The sequence below is a fragment of the Flavobacterium sp. UBA7680 genome, assembly GCF_002482975.1.
Taxonomy (GTDB): Bacteria; Bacteroidota; Bacteroidia; order Flavobacteriales; family Flavobacteriaceae; genus Flavobacterium.
Map to the genome: position 1 here is coordinate 449,019 of NZ_DLHA01000032.1, position 22,281 is coordinate 471,299.

At 34.1% G+C, this 22,281-nt stretch carries 14 protein-coding genes and 1 pseudogene; 5 read left to right on the forward strand and 10 right to left on the reverse strand.

Translation table 11 applies throughout. The annotated features are described in order from the left end of the window. Nucleotides 1-552 precede the first annotated feature (552 nt). The 9 genes and pseudogenes from B3C18_RS15805 to rhaT all read right to left on the reverse strand — a co-directional run bounded on the left by B3C18_RS15805 (nucleotide 553) and on the right by rhaT (nucleotide 14,919). Complete coding sequence (locus tag B3C18_RS15805; protein WP_291148538.1) at nucleotides 553-4,593, reverse strand: two-component regulator propeller domain-containing protein; 4,041 nt, start codon at nucleotides 4,591-4,593, stop codon at nucleotides 553-555. 244 nt (nucleotides 4,594-4,837) lie between these two features. Then, nucleotides 4,838-5,737 carry a carbohydrate kinase family protein gene (locus B3C18_RS15810; RefSeq protein WP_291148540.1) on the reverse strand — a complete coding sequence of 300 codons (900 nt, stop codon included), beginning with the start codon at nucleotides 5,735-5,737 and terminating at the stop codon, nucleotides 4,838-4,840. 619 nt (nucleotides 5,738-6,356) lie between these two features. Continuing rightward, nucleotides 6,357-6,491, reverse strand: a complete 135-nt coding sequence (locus B3C18_RS15815; protein WP_291148542.1) for a hypothetical protein — start codon at nucleotides 6,489-6,491, stop codon at nucleotides 6,357-6,359. A gap of 55 nt (nucleotides 6,492-6,546) precedes the next feature. Next, nucleotides 6,547-7,500: pseudogene (locus B3C18_RS15820) on the reverse strand (lactate utilization protein B); the annotation flags it as partial. A 159-nt stretch (nucleotides 7,501-7,659) separates the two neighbouring features. After that, the gene (locus B3C18_RS15825; protein ID WP_291148545.1) at nucleotides 7,660-8,400 is read right to left on the reverse strand and encodes a (Fe-S)-binding protein; all 741 of its coding nucleotides are present in this window, start codon (nucleotides 8,398-8,400) and stop codon (nucleotides 7,660-7,662) included. A gap of 144 nt (nucleotides 8,401-8,544) precedes the next feature. Beyond that, complete coding sequence (locus tag B3C18_RS15830; RefSeq protein ID WP_291148547.1) at nucleotides 8,545-9,906, reverse strand: FGGY-family carbohydrate kinase; 1,362 nt, start codon at nucleotides 9,904-9,906, stop codon at nucleotides 8,545-8,547. Nucleotides 9,907-10,006: 100 nt separating this feature from the next. Continuing rightward, nucleotides 10,007-11,281 carry a TIM barrel protein gene (locus tag B3C18_RS15835; protein ID WP_291148550.1) on the reverse strand — a complete coding sequence of 425 codons (1,275 nt, stop codon included), beginning with the start codon at nucleotides 11,279-11,281 and terminating at the stop codon, nucleotides 10,007-10,009. Between the two features lie 421 nt (nucleotides 11,282-11,702). Continuing rightward, nucleotides 11,703-13,844, reverse strand: a complete 2,142-nt coding sequence (locus tag B3C18_RS15840) for a bifunctional aldolase/short-chain dehydrogenase (RefSeq protein WP_291148552.1) — start codon at nucleotides 13,842-13,844, stop codon at nucleotides 11,703-11,705. A 25-nt stretch (nucleotides 13,845-13,869) separates the two neighbouring features. After that, complete coding sequence (gene rhaT / locus B3C18_RS15845; RefSeq protein ID WP_291148555.1) at nucleotides 13,870-14,919, reverse strand: L-rhamnose/proton symporter RhaT; 1,050 nt, start codon at nucleotides 14,917-14,919, stop codon at nucleotides 13,870-13,872. A gap of 384 nt (nucleotides 14,920-15,303) precedes the next feature. On the opposite strand from rhaT, the gene B3C18_RS15850 reads away from it, so the two are divergent. Beyond that, nucleotides 15,304-16,344, forward strand: coding sequence for a GntR family transcriptional regulator (locus tag B3C18_RS15850; RefSeq protein ID WP_291148558.1), 1,041 nt, complete (start codon nucleotides 15,304-15,306; stop codon nucleotides 16,342-16,344). 112 nt (nucleotides 16,345-16,456) lie between these two features. On the opposite strand, the gene B3C18_RS15855 is transcribed toward B3C18_RS15850, so the two are convergent. Beyond that, nucleotides 16,457-17,515, reverse strand: coding sequence for an NAD(P)-dependent alcohol dehydrogenase (locus B3C18_RS15855; protein WP_291148562.1), 1,059 nt, complete (start codon nucleotides 17,513-17,515; stop codon nucleotides 16,457-16,459). Nucleotides 17,516-17,767: 252 nt separating this feature from the next. Here B3C18_RS15855 and B3C18_RS15860 point away from each other — a divergent pair, with 252 nt between their 5' ends. The 4 genes from B3C18_RS15860 (at nucleotide 17,768) to B3C18_RS15875 (ending at nucleotide 22,247) form a co-directional block, all read left to right on the forward strand. Then, nucleotides 17,768-18,676 (forward strand): helix-turn-helix domain-containing protein, encoded by a 909-nt coding sequence (locus B3C18_RS15860; protein WP_291148565.1) that lies wholly within the window; start codon nucleotides 17,768-17,770, stop codon nucleotides 18,674-18,676. 107 nt (nucleotides 18,677-18,783) lie between these two features. Then, nucleotides 18,784-19,686: a hypothetical protein gene (locus tag B3C18_RS15865; RefSeq protein WP_291148567.1), complete on the forward strand. Its 903-nt coding sequence runs from the start codon at nucleotides 18,784-18,786 to the stop codon at nucleotides 19,684-19,686. A gap of 69 nt (nucleotides 19,687-19,755) precedes the next feature. Beyond that, complete coding sequence (locus tag B3C18_RS15870; protein WP_291148570.1) at nucleotides 19,756-20,910, forward strand: hypothetical protein; 1,155 nt, start codon at nucleotides 19,756-19,758, stop codon at nucleotides 20,908-20,910. Beyond that, complete coding sequence (locus B3C18_RS15875) at nucleotides 20,907-22,247, forward strand: hypothetical protein (RefSeq protein ID WP_291148571.1); 1,341 nt, start codon at nucleotides 20,907-20,909, stop codon at nucleotides 22,245-22,247. The genes B3C18_RS15870 and B3C18_RS15875 overlap by 4 nt, the downstream gene beginning before the upstream one ends. The last annotated feature ends 34 nt before the right edge of the window (nucleotides 22,248-22,281 follow it).

A 22,281-nucleotide genomic window follows, 5' to 3' on the forward strand; every position in this document is an offset into this window, starting at 1 on the left:
TAGTATATCTTTTCCTTTTTTTCTTCTTTGCTCTTTCTTCTTTAGAGAATCTTGCTACTTGTTATTTTACCCGCAGTTTTTAAGAGCTGCGGGTATGATAAGTTATACGGTAAAACCAACTCTTACTTAATGTTTAAAAAAGGCTCAATTTTTTAAACTGCTAAAAAACTTATCGAAACAAACACTTATGATTATAACTTAGTAATGTGACTAACTTCATTACTATTACTGCAAAGAAATGTTTAATTCAAACTTTCCAGCAGGGGTAAAATGGAAAAAAAAGGAGGTCAAAATTGCAATTAACCATTATTTTATATTAAATTTTAAGGACTACGAAAAAATATCAGCATATTTTTACATAATATATAATTATTAAATTTCATGTTCTTTTAAGACTAAAACGTTTGCGGTTTTTGTTTTATACCGTTTGTCATTGCGAGGAACGAAGCAACCGCACTAACAAAGATCATTAATTGATTTAGCTCGTGAGATTGCTTCGTTCCTCGCAATGACCAATCTTTGTCGAGTTACGAGTAAATGACAAAAAACTTATTATTTGATAATATTGAGATCTGAGTTGAAAGAACTCTTGTATTTTTTAATGTATTCTGACGGCGTCATTCCAAAGAGTTTTACAAACTGCTGTCTGAAATATTTTGGATCTTCAAAACCAACTTCGGCACTTGCCTGGGTAATATTCATGTCTTCGGTGAGCATTAACATCGCCGCTCTTCGAATACGAACAGAACGTATAAAAGCATTTAAAGTCTGTCCCGAAATGATTTTGATTTTAGTATAAAGCGTTCTGTGGCTCATTCCCATTTCGAGCGCAAAGTTTTTGATGGTAAAATCTCTTTTATGAATATTGGCTTCTACAATGTCAATACATTTTTTTAGCATTTCCTGATATTCTACCGGAACTTTTTGGGTATTTTCCTTAAGTGTAATGCTGTCTAAGAAATACGTTCGCAGATTACTTCTGTTTCGCAGTAACGATTCTACACGTGCTTTGAGTATATCATCATCAAATGGCTTTGTGATATAATCATCGGCACCATCGTTAATTCCCTGCAAATGAGTTTCAGGATTTTTTGATGCCGTAAGCAGAATTACCGGAATATGCGACAAATCGTTGCTTTCTTTTATTTTTCGGCATAATTCTAAACCATCCATTTCTTCCATTGTAATATCACTGATTACAAGATCCGGCATGTGTTTTTTGGTCAGTTTTAAACCTTCTTCTCCATTTTCGGCACTGTAAACGACATAGTTTTCTGAGAATAATTTTATCAGATAAGCTCTGATTTCGGCATTATCATCAATAATTAAAACGGTGCGTTTTTCGGTAAGCATGATTTTTTGGAAATCACTTTCTGAAACTATAGTATTTGAGGCTGCATTGTTTTCTTCGGCATCGTCAATTATTAATTCATCAAATAATTGGCTTCTTTGCGGAGCGTCATTTGTAATTTCAACATTTTCAAAATGGCTGTTTCCTTTCAGAAAAGTTAGTTTAAAAATACTTCCTTTCCCTATTTCGCTTTCGCAGCTTACTTTGCCTTTATGTTTGTCTACAAAATATTTGACAATAAAAAGTCCGATTCCGAAACCGGTTCCTATTGAAACTTTTGAATTGATTTGTTTGAATTTTTCGAAAATTACCTCGATATCTTTTTTCTCGATTCCGTCGCCGTTATCCGAAATTTCAAGAAAAACCTCATCCTCACTTTCTGTTACTATAAGATTAATTTCTCCGCCAATTGGTGTGTACTTAAAAGCATTTGACATTAAGTTGAATAACGAAATCTCAATTTTTTCATAATCGCCAATAATTACAATTTCATGATCCGGAATTGTAAAATTATAATCGATGTTTTTATCTTTAGCCTGATTTACAAAACATTGATACACTTCATTACAAAGATTGTTTACATTTATTGGAGATAAACGAAGCGAATCCGCATCATTTTCTGCTTTTCTAAAAAGTAAAAGCTGATCTACAAGACTTAAAAGTCTTCTGGCATTTCGGTGTGCAATTGCCAAATCACTTCCCGAAGAACCATTTTGGACATCTTCTTTTTGAACTGCTTTTTTCAACGGATTTATAATCAGCGAAAGCGGGGTTCTAAATTCATGCGAAATATAAGTAAACATAGAAGATTGTTTTTCGGCAATTTCCTTTTCTTTCTTACTTTCCAGTTCGGCAATTTTGACTTTATATTTTAGTTTTTCTTTGTTTTTATGGTAATCCAAATAAACAAAAAGAAGTCCTGCAATACTCAAAATATACAATAAATAAGCCCACAAGGTTCTGTACCAAGGTGGCAGAACTTGTATGGAAACAAGGCTGACTTCTTTGTTCCAGCCTCCTTTAAAATTGGTTGTTTTTACTTTAAAAGTATATTTTCCTTCGGGAAGTCTGGAGTAATTTGCTTTTCGGGCCTGACCCACATAATTCCATTGTTCGTCCCAGTTTTCTAAAAAATAAGCATAATTTATTTTGTCGGCATTATTATAATCTAAGGCAACAAATTCTAAAGATAAAGTGGTTTGATCGTAAGCCAGTTCGACTTCTTTTATTTTTTCAGAATTGGTTGTGATTTCTGCTTTGCTTTCTTCTATGGGCTGATTGTTTACATAAAAATCAGTCAGCAAAACATTATTCTTTTGATTGAATCCTTTTATGGCTTCTGGAAAAAAGATATTAAAACCGTTTATGCCACCAAAAAGAAATTCTCCTGTCGATAACTGAAGTCCGGCATTAAAACTAAACTGATTACTTTGAAGTCCGTCGTTTATAGAGAAATTGCGGAAGGTTTTTCTCTTTTTATCAAATCGGCAAATGCCATTATACGTACTCATCCAAAGATTTCCTTCTTTATCTTCAAATAATCTTAAAATGGTATTGGAAGGAAGTCCGTCATCAGACGTAAATCTTTTGAATTTATTTGTTTTTCGGTCAAATAAAAGCAAACCGCCTTCCTGCGTTCCTAGCCATAAATTTTTGTCTTTATCTTCATAAATGCATCGAACAGGGTTTCCTATTGTAGTTTTGGTAATCTTTTTGGTGTTTTTTTCTATGGAAAATAAAGAGGTATAATTTCCTCCCCAAAGCTTTCCGTCGCTTGTTTCTATGATAGACTGAAGATTGGTCACATTTTTATCAAAAAGAACAAAATTGTTTTGCGCTCGGTCAAAAAGATATAAAGTGCCTTCGTTTGTCGCACTTGCCCAAATATTTGCTTTTGAATCTTTGTAGACAAACCAAATATTTTTCTCCACTTGTTTGGTGTACGGATTGTAACAAGAAAATTTCGTTACCGTATTGTTTTCTTTATTGATTCTGTTTACGCCGCCAGCCCAGGTCGAAAGCCAGATATCATTATTGTTATCACGAACAATTCCGGTAATAAAACTGCTTGAAAGTGCATTGCTGTAATTGATGTAAGTGTTATTTTTTCGGTCCCAATATTTTAAACCTGCACCGTCTGTACCAACCCATAAATTCTTTTTTTCGTCTTCGCAAAAAGACAGAATAAAGTTTTCGGCGGGATCTTTTCCATTGTATCTAATGCTTTTAAAATATTTTGGCGTGTCGCTCAACATACTGATTCCGCCGCGAAGGGAACCAAACCATTTGTTCCCTGATTTATCTTCGTATAAACTCCAAACCGAATTACTTTTTGCCAGTTGGTTGTTTTTAACCGAATTATATGGCACAGCTTTTTTATTGTTTCCAATAACCTGAAAAATGCCGCAGCCGTCTGTTGTAACCCAGATTTCGCCTTTTTTGTCTGCGAGAATATCCGTAACGCTGCATTTGTTTGAGAAATAATTATCCGAAAGTGTTCCGGTTTTGGTATTAAACAGAAAAAGCCCTTCGTCTGTTCCGAACCAAAGATTTCCATCTAAAGAGAGTTTCATTGCTTTTACACCAATTGAAAGCGGAAAAACTACTTGTAATCTCTTTGAATTATAAGTGTAATTGCAAAGTCCGACATTTCGAATATAAACCCAGCTTCCGGATTTATTCTTATTTTCCTGAATGGCTATCGCGTCGTAGTTATTGACGTTGATTTGGTTTCCTAAAACGGTAAGCGGAATTGGTTTCCCGATAAATGAACCATTTTCGAAAGCAACTAATCCTAAATTTTGAGAAGCAATTAAAAAAAGTTTATCAGAAACAGAACGCATCTGATGTACAATATCTTTTAGGGATTTTGTCTTTTTATTTGAAAAAGTATATTCGACAGAATGAAATGTAGCCGAAGTTTTGTTGTAAATGCAGACTCCGTTGTTTCCTCCTACCCAAATGTTGTTTTTAGAATCGCCTTCGATATTGTAAATCGCATTGAATAATAATGATTTTGGATCGTTGATTCGGTTTCTAAAAACTTTAAAATTGTAGCCATCGTATCGGTTTAAACCATCGTAAGTTCCAAACCACATAAAACCTTCACTATCCTGAAATATCGTGGTTACGGAATTATTTGATAATCCGTCAGATATATCCAAAAACTTAACGGGATAATCTTGCGAATATCCTGAAAATGAAAAGCCTATTAGTAGAAGATATAGAAAAAAATGCTTCAAAGTCTAATTTTTAAAATACTTGTAAAAAGTACAATTATAAGCTAATTTGACAGTATTTTACAAAAATTACAATATAAAAATTATATTTTACCCTTTGTTTATAGGATTTTTATAGTGGTTGATTGTTTTTAATAAAGTTATACCTATGTTTTTGTCTTTGCGAGGAACGAAGCAATCTCATTTGCTGAATCAATTTCTAGTGCGGTTGCTTCGTTCCTCGCAATGACGTTCTTTGAGGTTATTTTTATTTTCTTTTCATTAAATTCTCAATTTGTGATAAAGAAATTTTCGGATTTGCGCCTGGCGATCTAGCAACTAACGCTCCCATTGCACAGGCAAAATCTAAAGCTTCCTGCGGTTTTTTATCTGTAAGTAAAGATGTTACTAAAGTTGCCAAGAAAGAATCTCCCGCACCAACAGTATCAGCAACAATAATTGGATAACCATTATTTTCATAAAAAGCGCCTTCCCATAAAAGTAAAGCTCCATTTTTTCCTCTTGTAACACATATTCCTTTTACGTCTGCCAAAGAAGAAATAAAATTCATATTCTCTTTTAAATCTGTATGTGGAAAGTTTAAAGCTGATGCAATTTCTAAAATTTCCTCATCATTGAACTTAACGAAATTGGCTGATTTCATTAATTGTTCGAGGATTTCATACGTATAATGAGGCTTTCTTAAATTGACATCAAATACTTTATAAGCATTGGTTTGCAAAAGTTCTTCTAATGATTTTCTGGAAACCTCATCTCTGCAGACCAAACTTCCGTAAATTAAAACATCAGCATCTGTTGTAAGTTTTCTAGCTTCGTCGTTTAATATAATTTTATCCCAAGCCGATGGATATTTTATTTCATAAGTTGCAGATCCGGTTTGATCTAATGTTACGTTTACTAATCCTGTTGGAAAATCTTTTGACGTGATTATGGAAGCGGTTTCAAGCCCTAAATCTTTTACTGTGTCCAGAATGGCTTCTCCGTCTTCGTCGTTTCCTACGCAGCTAATCATGGCAACGTCGCATCCTAATGATTTCATTCTTAAAGCTACATTCAACGGTGCGCCGCCTATCTTTTTTTCGTTGGTAAAAACATCCCACAGCACTTCTCCGTAAGCGATAGCTTTAAGTTTTTTTTCGTTACCCATTCCTAATTTGTTTTTGTTAATCCTGAAATATAAAGTTATACTTTTAATTAAAACTGACCTAGGAATTGATTATTGTATAATATCTTTTGTAATGAATCAAATACTCCTAACGGAGTATCTGCCTTATTTTGAATTTTGTTTTCTACCAACGATATACTCCTAGCGGAGTATTTCTACTATCCTTTGATTTCTTTTCTACCGATATTGAACCCCTAACGGGGTATGCTTAACGGGGAATTCTATTGTTTTTTCTACTGGTATGAAACTCCTAGCGGAGTATCTCTGCTGTCACTTTGTTTTTTCTATCGATATTAAACCTCTAACGGGGTATACTTAACTGGCAATGCTATTGTTTTTTCTACCGATATGAAACTCCTAACGGAGTATTTCTGATGTCACTTTATTTTTTCTACCGATATTAAACCCCTAACGGGGTATACTTAACTGGCAATGCTATTTTTTTTTCTACCGATATGAAACTCCTAACGGATTTAATATGAATGTCTTAATTGTTTCTCTTAGAATATCTCGGAGAGATTAAATATCGGTAGCATCCCAAAGATCGCACCTTGAAAATTTGTCCCGTAGGGACTACACATTTAATCCAATAAAAACATACTTATTCTTTGATATTGAGTATTGCATAAACTTCTTGTTTAAGTGATGCTTCACGAGCAACTATTAAATCATTACCAAAAGCATCCATATCTTTTTTTGCAAAACCGGCTTTCAAGATTTCTATAGTATCTGTCACTTCTTGATAAAAATTGGCTTCTATAGATCCTTTAAATTTTTCAGAATAACGAATCCGGACAGGTATTCATACAGGCACCGCATCGAATACATTTTAGAGAATTTCTAAAATCTTCTCTTCCTAATTGTTTGCTTCTGCCGTTGTCGACAATTACGATATGAAGTTCTTTCCCGTCTCTTGGTTTCTTGAAATGGCTTGAAAAAGTGGTTATAGGTTGTCCTGTTGCGCTTCTTGCCAATAATCTCAGGAAAACACCTAAATGTTTACGCTGCGGAATTAGTTTTTCGAATCCCATGCACGCAATATGAACATCGGCTAAATGCGCACCCATATCGGCATTTCCTTCATTGGTGCAGACTACAAATTCTCCGGTTTCTGCAATGGCAAAATTAACTCCGGTTAATGCTACTTTTCGGGTTAAGAAGGTGTTTCTTAAACTATGACGTGCTGATTCGGTTAAATACTGCGGATCAAAATTTCCTTTTTCTGTCCCTAAATGTTCATGAAAAGTTTCACTTACATCTTCTTTCTTAAGGTGAATAGCTGGTAATACAATATGACTTGGCGGTTCTTTACGAAGCTGTACAATATATTCGCCTAAATCTGAGTCGATAACTTCTATGCCTTTTTCGGCTAAATAATCATTTAAATGGCATTCTTCTGTAAGCATTGATTTTGATTTCACCATTTGCTTTACATCATGTTTTGCCATGATTGAATGGACGATTTCGTTGTGTTCTTTTGCATCGGCTGCCCAGTGTACAATGATTCCGTTTCTTTGGGCATTGGCTTCAAATTCAACTAAATAATCATGAATATTAGAAAGTACATTGGCTTTTATTTGGGATGCCGTTTCTCGTAATAATTCCCAATCCTTAATTTGATGTGCCGATTTATCACGCTTTGCACGAACAAACCAAAGTGTTTCATCATGCCAATTGACACGTTCTACATCTTTGTTGAACTTTGCTGCGGCTTCGCTGTGCTGTATTATTTTTTCTGATGACATTTTTAATTATTTAAAAGTCAATTTTGAAATCTTTATTATTGGTGTGCTTATTTAACCGCAAAGTACTCAAGGTTCGCAAAGCTAATTTTTAATCTTAGCGTACTTTGCGTGTTTTTTCTTTGCGAACTTTGCGGTTAAATTTTATACTCAACATCTATTTTAATTTTCGAGTGAATTTAATATTTCAGCAATATGAATGGTTTTTATTCGGCTTTTTTGTCTTTTCAAAATTCCATCTAAATGCATTAAACATGACATATCGCCGCCTGTAATATAATCTACGTTATGGCTTTCGTGATCTTTAATTCGGTCTTGTCCCATTTTTACAGAAATAGCTTCTTCGGTCACACAAAATGTTCCTCCAAAACCACAGCATTCGTCTTTTCTCGTTAAAGCAACTAAATCAAGTCCTTTTATATTATGCAGTAATTGTTCTGGTTTTGAGAAAAATGGCGCGTTTAATTCCGACATCTGCGAAAGATGTAGTCCGCGTTGTCCGTGGCAGCTTACGTGCATTCCCACTTTAAAAGGAAAACGTCCTTCTATATGGTCAATTTTTAAAATATCAGTTATAAATTCTGTTAGTTCAAAAACGGTGTTTCTAATTTTTGTCGCGGCTTCTTCATTTTTTTCGTCATGCAAATGATCTTTTACATGCAGAACACAACTTCCTGAAGGACATACTATATAATCGAATCCCGCAAAATTGCTTATAAAATTAGCATCACAGCCTTTTGTTAAATGTGCATAACCGCTGTTTGCCATTGGCTGTCCGCAGCAGGTTTGTCCCATCGGAAAATGAACTTCACAGCCTAATTTCTGTAAAAGTTCGTATGTCGCGATACCTACTTTTGGATAAAACTGATCGACATAACACGGTATAAATAGTCCGATTTTCATATTCTTGGTAATTATTATTTTTTCACGCAGATTTAAAAAGATTTAAGCAGATACGCGCAGATTTTCTAAAATTAAATCTGCTATAATCTGCAGAATCTGCGTGAAACAAAAATCAATTTAATCCATTAATCTGTGGCATAAACTTTAATGTTTGTAAAATTTTAAATCAATCAAATCATTTTGAATTGGTTTAGGATTCCAGTTTTGATGAATGGCCAATGCTGCTCCTAAAGCACTTGCCTGCGCCATCGATGCAGCATAAACTTCAACATCCGGAAAAGCTTCGGCTAATAAATTCATATAAATTGAATTTTTACTGAAACCTCCGTCTACAAAAATTTTCTTTACAGGGCTGTTATGAATGACTAAGTTAGTTGAAAAAACCTGCTGTTCTACCAAATCTAACATTAATTGATGATAGGCGATTTCGTAATTTTTGAATGTTGAAAGGTCTCTGTTTTGAAAAGGACATTCTTTCAAAATATCAAAATTATATTTTTTAGGATAAATGATTTGAAAATTTAACGCTCGTAAATTTGAAACGACATTTTTATCAAAATAAACATCTTTGTATGTATCAACCGGAACGTTAAAATATTCTGCTAAACGCTTGGTCTGCACTTCGTGTTCGTTTCCTGCAAAAAGTCTTGCGGCTTTTACAGGCTTTTCTGTGTATTGTAAATAACACAAACAATCGTGTTGTAACTCTTCAAAAGTCAACGGTTTATTGTTGAACGGATTTAAGGAAATACTCCAGGTTCCTGTTGATAATAAAACGAAAGGTTCTGTAAAGTTTATAGTATACGGAATTATCGCCGATGAACTATCGTGAAGCCCCGCTCCTACTGCTAAACCTTCTTTAGTTTTAATAACATCTTTTCCGTTATAAAACGGCGGAATTTTTCCTGAAATTTTTTCATTTTTTAACCATTTGTGGTATTTCATTTTTTTGAAATTCCAAAGATTGGTATGACAGCCCACACTTGTAATATCAGCATAAGCTTCATTGGTTAAAAGAAAACTCAGAAACTGTGGAAGATGCAGACAATACGCTACTTTTTTAAACAAGTCTGGTTTTTCTTCTTTCAAACGGTAAATCTGCATTCCCGAATTTAAGCTTCCCAAAACCGGAGAAGCTGTTTTTACTGCAAATGCTTCTTTTCCTTTGTATTTTTTATAGAAGTCGTTTTTTAAATCCTCCGGATAATCTTTTAAATAATTATACAGAGGAGTTAAAACTTTTCCTTCTTTATCAATGTAGACAAAACTAGCACCGTAAGTACTAAAATTGATGGCTTTTAAAACATAATTGGTCAACGTTTTTATTTCTGAAAAGCGCTCAAAAATCCAGTTTTTAAGCACTTCTATATCTTCGCAGGGAAAACCATCTTCGTCGACCGTTTCGTCAAAATTGACTGATTTCTCCCAAACAATTCGATAGTTTTCATCAAATAAAAATACTTTTTTGTTTGTTTTACCAATATCAAAAATTGCAACTACATTCATTTAATTTAGTTATGAGTTATGAGTTATAAATTATGAGTTAACGAATTATGTTTTTGCTAAGTTTTTTATCAACTTATAATTCATAATTCAAAACTCATAATTACAAACCAGTAGCCAATGTTTTTAATCCTCTTTCTCCAATAAGATTTTTTCTCACAGAAAGACTTCTGTATAATCCTACCGGATTTAAAGCTGCTCCTGAACGTAAACGAGCTTCGGCAACTAATGCGCGAACGTCTGTACGGAAAGCGTTTTGAAGAATTTCCTGTGCTTTTACGACGTCATTTTCTTGTTGTGCTTGTTCTAATGCTTTTCTGTCTACTGAAAGTGCTTGTGCGTAAGCAATCATAATGGCTTCAACAGATTGTAATAAATCTTCTAACGGATCTTTGATGTTGTGTGAAGCATCGATCATCCAGCCTAAATCTTTGGCGTGGTTCATTCCTCTTGCGTCCATTCCTTCAACCAATTCATTGAAGATCAAGAATAATTGATATGGCTTTAAAGCTCCAGCTGTTAAATCGTCGTCACCGTATTTTGAATCGTTAAAGTGGAATCCGCCTAGTTTGTTTTCCATTAATAATAATGAAACAATCTGCTCGATATTGGCGTTTGGTAAATGATGTCCTAAATCGACTAAGGTTTGTGCTTTGTCTCCTAATTTTTTTACGTAAGAATAGGATTGACCCCAGTCTGCCACTGTTGTAGAATAAAAGTTAGGCTCGGCACACTTGTATTCTAAAAATAATTTCCAGTTTGAAGGTAATGCATCGTAGATCTCTTCTAAACTTTCTAAGGTGTTTTGGTACGCTTTACGGAAGTTTAACTGCCCCGGAAAGTTAGAACCGTCAGCTAACCAAACGGTTAATGACTCTGAACCTAATTCGATTCCGTGTTTAATAACTTCAATATTGTGTGCAATGGCTTGTTTACGAACAGCTTTATTTACGTTTTGTAATGAACCGTATTTGTATGTATGTTCTGCATCTGCCTGATCCTGAAATGTATTCGAGTTCATGGCATCAAACTTTAAATTGTGCTGCGATGCTAATGTTTTGATTGCTTTATAATCTTGTGGAATATCCCACGGAATATGAAGTGAAATAGCACCTGAAGCGTTGTTTAATTTATGAAGCAACCCAACATCTTCGATTTTTTCTTCGATTGAACGTGGTTCTCCGCCTCCCGCAAAACGTCCGAATCTTGTTCCTCCTGTTCCTAAAGCCCAAGATGGAATTGCAATTTGAAAATCGATTAGTTTTTTAATAATCGACTCTGTATTATCAATTTCTGATGCTGTAAAAACAAGTTTGTTTTGGTGTTTTTTTAATAATCCCTCGTTATGAGATTCGATGTGGTTTGATCCGATTAACATAGTTATTGATATTTTAATAGAGTATACAATATATAAATTTTATATGCTTGGTAATTTTTTTTTAACACATAACTGCACAGTTTTAAGTGCTGAAATTTTAGACGCAGATTTGACGGATTCGCTATCGCGAAGACGCGGAAAAAAACGGATTTTTTATAAGATTGAATTAAAAAAAAATCTGTGTAGATCAGCGTTTTCGCGATAGCGAATCCGTTTTATCCGCGTTCTATGTCTATATGTTCAATATTTTTCAACTAAAATTTTTATACTAAACTCTGGTTTAACTTTACTATTTTATGGTAATTGGTCTGCTTATAAAAATGGGATGTCTAAAAAAATCTAACGTTCGAAAGAATTCGAACGCTAGACCACAAAAAACCACTTTTGCTTAAACAAACTTATAAAAAAACTTAAATAATTTTTATCTATAAAAGCCCATTGCAACGCCGCCGTCTACGTTTAAGGCGTTTCCTGTTGATTTGTTCAGGAAACCTCCAACAAACGCAAAACAAGCATTTGCGATATCATCCGGCAATATGATTTCATTCAATAACGTACGTTTTGCATAGTAAGCCGGTAATTCTTCTACCGTGATTCCGTATGCTTTTGCACGACCTTCTGCCCATCCGCCAGACCAAATATTTGAATCTGAGATTACAGCATCAGGATTTACGGTGTTTACACGAATTTTATCGGCTCCTAATTCGGCAGCCATTAAACGTGTTAAATGCGCCTGAGCGGCTTTTGCAGAACCGTAACCCGGATTATTTGGGCCGGCTACAACTGCGTTTTTAGAAACAATGTTTACAATATCACCTCCAAAACCTTGTTTGCGCATTACTTCGATTCCGGCTTTAGAAACAATAAATTGTCCTTTTACCAAAATATCATATAATCTGTCCCACTCTTCAAGAGTATGTTCTGCAATAGATTTCGAAATACTGATTCCGGCATTGTTTACAATAATATCTGCACCTCCAAAAGCTAAAGAAGCTTGGTCTAAAGCTAATTCTGTGCTTTTTTCATCTGTAACATTTAATAAAGTACTCGCAACAGCATCTTTTCCAAAAGCTTTAATAAATTCAGCTGTTGCTGCTTCTAAACGTTCTTCGTTGATATCGTTGATAACTACACAAGCACCTTCCTGAGCAAATTTCTTCGCGATAGCTTTACCAATTCCGCCAGCAGAACCTGTAATTACAGCTACTCTGCCAGACAATGCTTTTGGTTTTGGCATACGCTGTAATTTTGCTTCTTCTAATAACCAATATTCAATATCGAAGGCTTCCTGGTGCGGCAGTGAAGTATATTCTGAAACAGCTTCTGCACCTTTCATTACATTTACTGCATTGATATAATATTCTGATGCCAAACGTGCCATCGTTTTATCTTTTGCAAAAGTGAACATTCCAACTCCCGGATATAAAATCACAACTGGGTTTGGGTCACGCATTGCAGGAGAATTTGATTTCTTGCAGGCATTATAATAGTCTTTGTACATCGCACGGTAAGCTTCAAAAGCCGGAGCTAATTTTGCTTTTACCGCATCAACATCTGATAAATCTTCGTTTGGATCTAATGTTAAAACCAGCGGACTGATTTTTGTTCTTAAAAAGTGATCCGGACAAGAAGTTCCTAATGGAGCTAATTTTGAAAGATCATTTGAATTGATGAATTCCAATACTCTTGCATCATCTGTATAATGTCCAATCATTTGGCGTTCTGATGAACAGAAACCTCTTAAAATTGGGGCAACTTTTGCTGCTTTTAATTTGCGGTGTGCTTCTGGAAGGCTTTCGATTTTTTGACCTCCAAAAACCGGACGTTTTTTACCGTAGTTATTTTCTAAATATTCGGCACATTTCTCGATTACTTCCAGTGTATTAATATAACTTTCGTATGCAGTATCTCCCCAGGTAAAAAGACCGTGAGAACCTAACATGATGCCGCGTAGTTTTTTTCCTTTTTTTGCAGCTTCTTCTAAACAGCTTCTTAACTGAAGTCCTAAGTCAAAGCCCGGACGCTGCCAGCCTACCCAGCCAATTTCTCCGTCAAATAATTCTTCGGTGATTTTTGCTCCGTCTTTTGCGGCAGCGATTGCAATTGCCGCATCCGGATGTAAGTGATCAATATGTTTAAATGGTAAAAAACCATGTAAAGGTGTGTCGATAGATGGCGCTTTTGAAGCCAAATCGAAAATACAATGATTGAATAATTCTACCATTTCATCTTCAAACTCAATTCCTTTGTAAACGTTTTCAAGATTACGTAATCTGTCTAAATACAATGCTGCACAGCCAGATTTTGTCAATGTACCAATATCTCCTCCAGAACCTTTAATCCACATAACTTCTGAACTTGCTCCTGTTAAGGGATCTTTGTCTGTAATTTTTACAGAAGTATTTCCTCCTCCATAGTTAGTCAATCTTAAATCGGCTCCTAAAAGGTTCGAACGATAAATGAAAAGCGCTACTTCATCTCCTGCTAATGCTGCTGCTTTAGCTTCATCCCAAAGATAGCTCACATGCTTAAAATTCATATTTTTTGTATTTGTATTTGACATTGTTATCATATATTTTTTCAAGTATTTACAAAGAATTCCCAATTCCGACTAAAACGATCGAAAGCATTATCAATCCGATTCCCCAAATAAAAGTGCTGAATGTTTTTTTAGAAACACCTTTCCACTCTTTCAAATAGAATCCCCAAAAATTTGCTGTTAAAATAATAGTTGCCATATGCAGAATCCATGAACTGGCTCCGTTTCCTAATTTGCTTTCGCCCATTCCGTAAAAGAAAAACTGCAAGAACCACATTGTTCCGGCAAGTGCAGAATACAAAATGTTTTTAGTAATTGGTGTTGCTACATTGAAGTAATCTCCAATTGATTTGTTTTTGAAATTAAGATAAAGACACCAAATAAAATTGGTAGTCAAACCTCCCCAAAGCAAAACTATATAGGTTACATTATTTTGAAACAACGGGTTACAGCCATTTATTACGGCTTGTTCTGCCATTGGTTTTCCGGCTTCGATTCCGTAATTAAAAAAAGAACTTAAAATTCCTGAAATTACCGCTACAGTTAAACCTTTTGCTAAACTGAAATCTTTGTCTTTATCTTCATGACCTGTCGCAAAATCTTTTTCTTTTAACATCCCCGCTTTTCCAGAAATAGCTATTCCTAACAAGCAAACAGCTACTCCCAATAAAACCAGCTGTCCGCCAGAATTAGAAAGCATATGAGAGAATGAAATTTTGCCTTCTGCCGGATTAAAATCGTAATATATTGAAGGGACTAAAGCTCCAAAAGCAGAGCAAAATCCCAATGTAATTGAATTTCCCAATGACATTCCTAAATAACGAACGCCAAGACCGTATGTTAATCCGCCAATTCCCCAGATCAGTCCCATCGAAAAAGTAAAGGTTTTGATGGCTGGTGACGCTGTGATGATTATTTCAGTAAAATTTGGAATCGTTAAGTAGGCTGCAATTGGCGGTACAATTAACCAGGAAAAAAAACCGCCTACAAGCCAGTAGCTTTCCCAGGCCCAATCTTTAACTTTTTTAAAAGGCATATAAAAACTACCTGAAGAAAATCCTCCGATAGAATGAAAAATGATTCCTAATAATGATTCCATTTAATAATTTTGTTTGTGGTTAATTGCGATAGTTAATTTCGTTTTGTAAAATAATATAATGTAGAAAAGAAAACTGTCCTGTACTATCCTTTATGATTCGTGTATTTTTTGTTAAAAGTGCGCATTAATTGCAAAGATCAATGCAATTGTATTCGAAAAATAAATTTAAAAGTGCTACTTTAGCAATCGATTTCGTAATTATTATATCCGCTATTTAGTATAACTGCCTGAAAATAAAGAGTACTTTTATTTTATGGCTGTTGCTTGTAAGGAAAGTAGTAAAAACAGTATATGAAGCCGTTTTTAGGATTGCTTTTTATAAAATTATAATTAAAAAAAATTTGTTTCATGCCCCTAACCTGAAACAGATTGCAAAATACCAGCATGATTAAATTAATTAAAATAGACGAAGATTCGAGGATTCCCAAATACAAACAAATTGTTGACTCGATTTTGCAGAATATTGCTAACGGAAATTTAAAAATCAACCAAAAAATCCCTTCTATAAACAGTTTCAGCGAAGAGTTTTATATGTCGCGCGATACGGTTGAAAAAGCCTATAATATTTTAAAGGAAAGAAAAATCATTTCGTCCATTAGAGGAAAAGGATATTATATTACCCGAACAAAACTGGAATCGAAAGTAAATATTTTGTTTTTGTTTAATAAACTGAGCGCGTACAAAATGAAAACGTACAGCTCGTTTATTGATACTCTTGGTGCGAATGCGCATACTGATCTTCATATTTATCATTGCGACGAAACGCTGTTTTTAAATTTACTGGATAAGTTTGAAGGGGCTTATGATTATTATGTTATTACAACGCATTTTAAAACCGATGAATTAAAACATTTGAGTTTTACGGATGAAGTTGCCAAAGCGATACAAAGAATTCCTGAGGAGAAATTGGTTTTAATGGACAATATTAAACTTTCTCACGAAGGTGAAATCATTAAAATTTATCAGGATTTTGAAAATGATATTTACAATGCGCTAAAAGAGGGTTTAACGAAAATCACCAAATACAAACGATTAATTTTAGTTTATCCTGATAAAGCGGTTTATCCGTATCCGAGGAGAATTCTGCATGGTTTCAGAAAATTTTGTGTCGAGCACGAAATCAACTTTGAGATTCTTAGTGAAGTTTATGATGATATGATTCTTAAAAAAGGTGACTTATTTATTACTATTGAAGAATCTGATTTGGTGAATTTAATGAAACAAATTCGCGATGAGGAATATGTTTTAGGAAAAGATATTGGCGTTATTTCTTATAATGATACACCGCTAAAGGAATTACTCGGCATAACTGTAATGTCTACTGATTTTAATATTATGGGAGAAACTGCTGCCAGAATGATTTTGAATAAAGAAAAAGGGCAGTTTAAGGTGCCTTTTAATTTTATTGATAGAAATTCGATCTGAGGTGCTAAGGTTCTGAGATGCTAAGATTCTAAGGTTTTTATATAGAGACTTAAAAAAAATCTGCAATAAGTTTTTTTCTCATTGCAGATGATTAGATAGTTTATTTGATGTTTTATAAAGTTGCCATGTCGATTACGAAACGGTATTTTACATCGTTTTTTAGCATTCTTTCGTAGGCTGTTGTGATGTCTTTGATGTCGATTAATTCGATATCTGCAACAATATTATGTTCGGCGCAAAAGTTTAGCATTTCCTGAGTTTCGGCTATTCCTCCGCATGCAGATCCAACAATACTTTTACGTCCGCCTAATAATGAAAAAGCGCCTAAAGCTCCATCCAGATGAATTCCTTCTACCGGAACACCTACGCAAATATGAACTCCATCAATATTAAGTAAAGACAGGTAAAAGTTAAAATCGTGGTCTGCCGCTACTGTATCTACAATAAAGTCGAAAGACCCTTTTACTTTTTCAACTTGTGCTGCATCTTTGGTTATTACAAAATGATGTGCTCCTAGTCTTTTTGCATCAACTTCTTTTTGTGGAGAAGTACTCAAAATGGTAACTTCAGCTCCCAGAGCAACTGCAAATTTTACAGCCATGTGTCCAAGTCCGCCCAAGCCAAGAACAGCAACCTTATGTCCTTTGCCAATTTTCCAGTGTTTTAATGGCGAGTAAGTTGTAATTCCTGCACATAACAAAGGCGCGGTTGCGGCTAAGTCTAATGTTTCAGGAATGTGTACGGTAAAATTTTCATGGGTTACAATGGTGTTAGAATAACCTCCATATGTTGGTTTGCCGTCTCCAAATTTATCAAGACCGTTATAAGTTGGCACAACGCCTTCGCTGCAATACTGCTCCAATCCGTCCTGACAGTGGCTGCATTCTCCGCATGAATTAACCATTGTACCAATTCCGGCAAGATCACCTACTTTGAATCCTTTAACGTGATCCCCCACTTTTGTGATGCGTCCTACTATTTCATGACCGGGAACCATTGGAAAAACACCCGGAAACCATTCATTGTTGATTTGTGCGAGATCTGAGTGACAGACTCCACAATATAAAATTTCGATTTGTACGTCATGTGCTCCAACTTCCCTTCTCTCGAAATTCCATGGAGCCAGCGTTTCATTTGCACTTTGTGCTGCATATCCTTTTACTGCAATCATTGTTTTTAGGTTTAGTGTTATAATCCATGCAAAGTTATTGGCAGCACCTATCATCAAAGATGTGTATATCAAATGAAAAGCTGAAAAAATCAAATATCATGAACAATAGCCATTTCTTTGATTTTTACAGTTTTCTATTTGAAATTAGCAATTTACTTCTATTCGATTTTATACCTTTGTTCTATATTTACATAAAGCAAAATCAGTTTACAACTACCTGTAAAAAAAGTGATTAGACTGCAAATTTCAGAGATGATGAAGGAAATTGATTTACATAAGGATCTCAAAAATGACAGCAGGGTTTTTATGCCCGGATTGTTTGATAAAGACATCAAAAATTTTAATGTGCTTTATATTAAGCATAATAAAGAAGATAAGTTCAATTGCAAGCCTTTCAACAGGAAATCACTTTATAAAATAAGTTTATTAAAAGGCAAAACTAAACTGTATTATGCCGACAAAACAATGGAGTCTGATTGTGCTTTATTATTCACTAATCCTAATATTCCTTATTCCTGGGAACATATTGATTCTGAACAGACTTCTTATTTTTGCATCTTTACCGATGAGTTTTTTGATCAGTTTGTAAATATCAAAGATTATCCGGTTTACAAGCCTGGCAATGTTCCGCTTTTTCATTTGAATGAAGAGCAATATATTCAATTTGAAAATATCTTCAAACAGATGCTGAACGAAATTACTTTGGAATTCAGCTATAAATATGATTCGCTTCGAGCTATGCTGCTTCAGCTTATTCTTACGGCACTAAAACTGGAACCGGCCGCTTACCAGCGATATAATGACTCGAATGGTTCCCAAAGGATAAGTTCTATTTTTATGGAATTACTGGAAAGACAGTTTCCTATCGAGTCTCACCTGCAGCGAATGGAATTACGTTATCCAACTGAATTTGCGCATCAGTTATCCATACATGTCAATCACCTCAATCACGCTTTGAAACAGGTGACAGGAAGAACTACAACTCAGCTTATAGCCGAAAGGATTATGCAGGAAGCCAGAAGTCTTCTTCAGCATACGGATTGGAATATCTCTGAGATTGCGTGGTGCCTGGGTTTTGATGATCTTCCCCATTTTATCAATTTTTTCAAAAGAAGTCAGCAGTTAACTCCAAAAATTTACCGCAGAGAAAGCAATATTTGATTTTTTCAGCTTAAACCACATTTCTTTTTAATAGTTTTGATGTATTAAAAATCAGATTTTCAGATCTTATTTTTGCATCCAAAACAAAAACTTCTATTTCATCATCTATGATACAAAACTACCTTAAGGCAATTCTCTGTTTATTCTTGTCGCTTAAAACATTTGGTCAAACCACAAATCAGGATGCCAGTAAACGGGTTTTAAATGCTCCCGAAAGTGTCTATAAAAAATTTCGCGATGCCGGAATGAATCCTGTAAATCACGAATTGACTGAAAATGAAAGAGCAAAGGTTGAAAAAGCATTCTCTTTTTTACCGCCTCTGCATCAGAAAATCTTAAAAACAAATTTGCATAGTATTAGTTTTATGGATAATATGCCTAATACTGCTCTTACATCTACTCTTGAAAATCAAGATGATGTAAAAATGTTCAATATTACTTTTCGGGCTGGTATATTCAACGAAACAATTTCTGAATGGGCTACTGCAAAAGAGCTTATTTGCTATGATCGCTCCACAAATCCCGATTATGAAGTCCGTATTGAAGCCGGTGAAATGGATGCGTTTCTTTATGTGCTGCTTCATGAGGCTACACATGTTGTTGATGCTGTGCTAGAACTAACGCCGCATCCTCTTGATAAAGATACTCTAATTAAACCAACAGTTTTTACAGAATCTATTTGGTACAAAATGAATATTCCTGCTGAAAAATTCATCGATCCATTACTTGAAAAAACTCGTTTTAGAGGCGGAAGTCCGTTATCTATAGAAGTGGCACCCGAAATATACGGTAAGCTGCAAAAAACGCCCTTCCCTTCCCTATACGCAATGGCAAGTTGGTATGAAGATATTGCCGAACTGGAAACCATTTATCATCTAACACAAAAAATGAATCAGCCGTTTTACATAACAGTTAGAAAAAACAATACCGAAATATTCCACTTCGAACCTCTAAAAAATGACCTGGTAAAAAGCCGATTAAAACAACTGACCGTTTTTTACGAAGTATAATCAAATAAAAAAACATACCAATCCCAACCTTTTTACAATTTATTATATCCTTATAATAAAAGGAAACCTATGAAAAAATTATTACTTCTGTTTTTATTTCTATCGAATATTGCTTTTGGACAAAACCGAGTAAATTATACCGAATTTAATTCAGCCGTTAATAATCCAGAAATAATCAATTTGCAGGGAAACTGGGGAATTGATCACTTAATAACGGGTACAGACAAAAAAGAATATAACCTTTCTTTAAGAAAATCTAATGACAGATTTTTTTACGGAAACAGTATTTCAATTAAACCTGACGGAACATTTGTTTGTTCTTACTCTGCCCCATGCGGAAACGATTGTTTTACAACTTCTACAGGAAAATATAAAATGTTAGATGAGAATTACATTAGTTTTTATTTGGAAAAAATAAGTAAGCATGGCGATTGTCAAGGATCTTCTGAACCAAATGTAGATTTAGGATTGTTTCGTATTTATAAAGAAAATGGCAATTTTAAGCTTCGTATAAGCGACGGAAATTCCGAAAATGATAAAAAAAATCTTGAATACATTGCGGTTTTAGATCAAAAATATCAGGAAATTTCGGGTCTGTTTGGTATAAAGCAGTGTATAAATTGGTTCGAAACAAAATCATTATATAGAATTGAAGATATAGCTTCTTTTTGCATGGAGCAAAACAAAATCAAAGATTATGAGATTCTTTACAGCAAAGGTTTTCAAGATACTTATTTGATTTTGGTAAAAATTAAAAACAAATATCATTATATCTTATTTGAATCCGATTATGCTAACAGAAAAAAGGCAGCTCTATTTGATAATGATTTTTTTGAAAAAGCAGATAATTTAGTTTCTAAAATTGATGGAGATAAATCTCTTAAAAAAGATACTATGGAAGAAGCTCGAGACTATTCGAGAAATCCATTGTCAAAAAACATATTAGTTGTGTATAAAAAAAATGGCGAGATCCAAAAAATCATTCATCATATATACAATCGTGAAGATAAATATTATAAAGAAACTTTTTATTTAAGTAATAATGTTCCAAGTATTATTAAAATAGAAGCTCCTGAGAAAGAAAATTTCGCTTTCTATGTTTGTGATTTTGAGAATATGGACGGAGCGGTAATGAAACCACTTTCCATGAATTGGAGTTTTTCAGGAATAAGGCAACAATATTATCAATTTATGGAAGATATCAAAAAAGCAGGTTTAAAATGAAAAATATACTTTATGTATTGCTGATTTTATCTTGCATTCTTTTTAATTCCTGCAAAGCAAAATTAAAATACGATCCATATCCTGATACTCCATATACTAGATTTATAGAAGGTACTAATAGCGGCGTAATGGTTACAGAAACCAAACAAATTCTTATTCCTGCAAAGTATGGCTGGATAGATCGACGTTTGACAGATGATGTATATTCGCCAACATCTAAGCAGATTTTTTATGTTGGATCTTACAGGGAAGATACTCTTTCCATGTATGTTAAAAGCTTTCTGTTTAATGTAAATGGTAAACTGCTATATACATTTGATGAAGGCGAGGATGTAAAATCACTTTTTTACCACAATAAACAGCTTTATCTTATAACCAAAAAACAACTTTGGGGCGAGGAAACAATACCAGATCGAATCAATATCATAAATTACGATGACAAATTATTTCGTTTAGATGCAAATAAAAATAATGCAGCTCAACTTTGTGCATATCCTTCCATAAAGCATCTTGGCAAAAACATGATTTATCTTAATCCCAACAATCAGTTTGGGTATTTTGACCTCAATACTGATAAAAAAATTCTATTTGAAAAGCATTCGAGAGACTCTCAAAGATACTTGTATGTAAAAGATAAAAATGAATTGTGGACTCAGATAAACAAATCAGAAACCGAAAAATCAAATGAATATTATGATACCGTTATTGACAGTACATTAAGCGTAAAACCTAATCCTGCCAAAAATGTTGTATGGGGTTCTGCAAAATACTATTTTTCGCAAACTGAAAAAGGAATTCAAATTGTTGATTTTGATGGAACAGTTTCTCCTTTTGCCTATCCTTTTCTTGAACCTGTAAAAAACAGGGTTGCTTTTTATATGAATACTTTTGGCAGAGAAGCAATTACAGATAAACTCTTTGCTTTTTCACCTCATAAAGAGGGAGATATAATAGGTATTATAGATCAAAGCGGAAAAATTATCCTGCCTGCGGAATTTGACCAAATATCGATGAAGGAAATAATTCCTAATACACAACCAAGCGATGAGTTTCTTCGTTTTCTCAACGATAATAAATTATTGGGTTTTTACTATTTTGCCATTAAAAATGAGGGTAATTATAATGTATATGCAATATACAACCAAGAGGGCACCGAAATTATTAGGTTAAAAGAAGATAAAAACAATAATTGCTCCTGTGGGTTTGATTTTATGGAAAAAAACCGATTACAAATTAAGTTTTATTGCAGCAATGACACTAAAACATTTGATTTACTAACAAAAGAATTAATCTTTACGGAGAAAAAAGATAGTTTTTTTGAGATGCTAAGGTACTAAGATTCTGAGATACTAAGGTTTTTAAAACCTATAT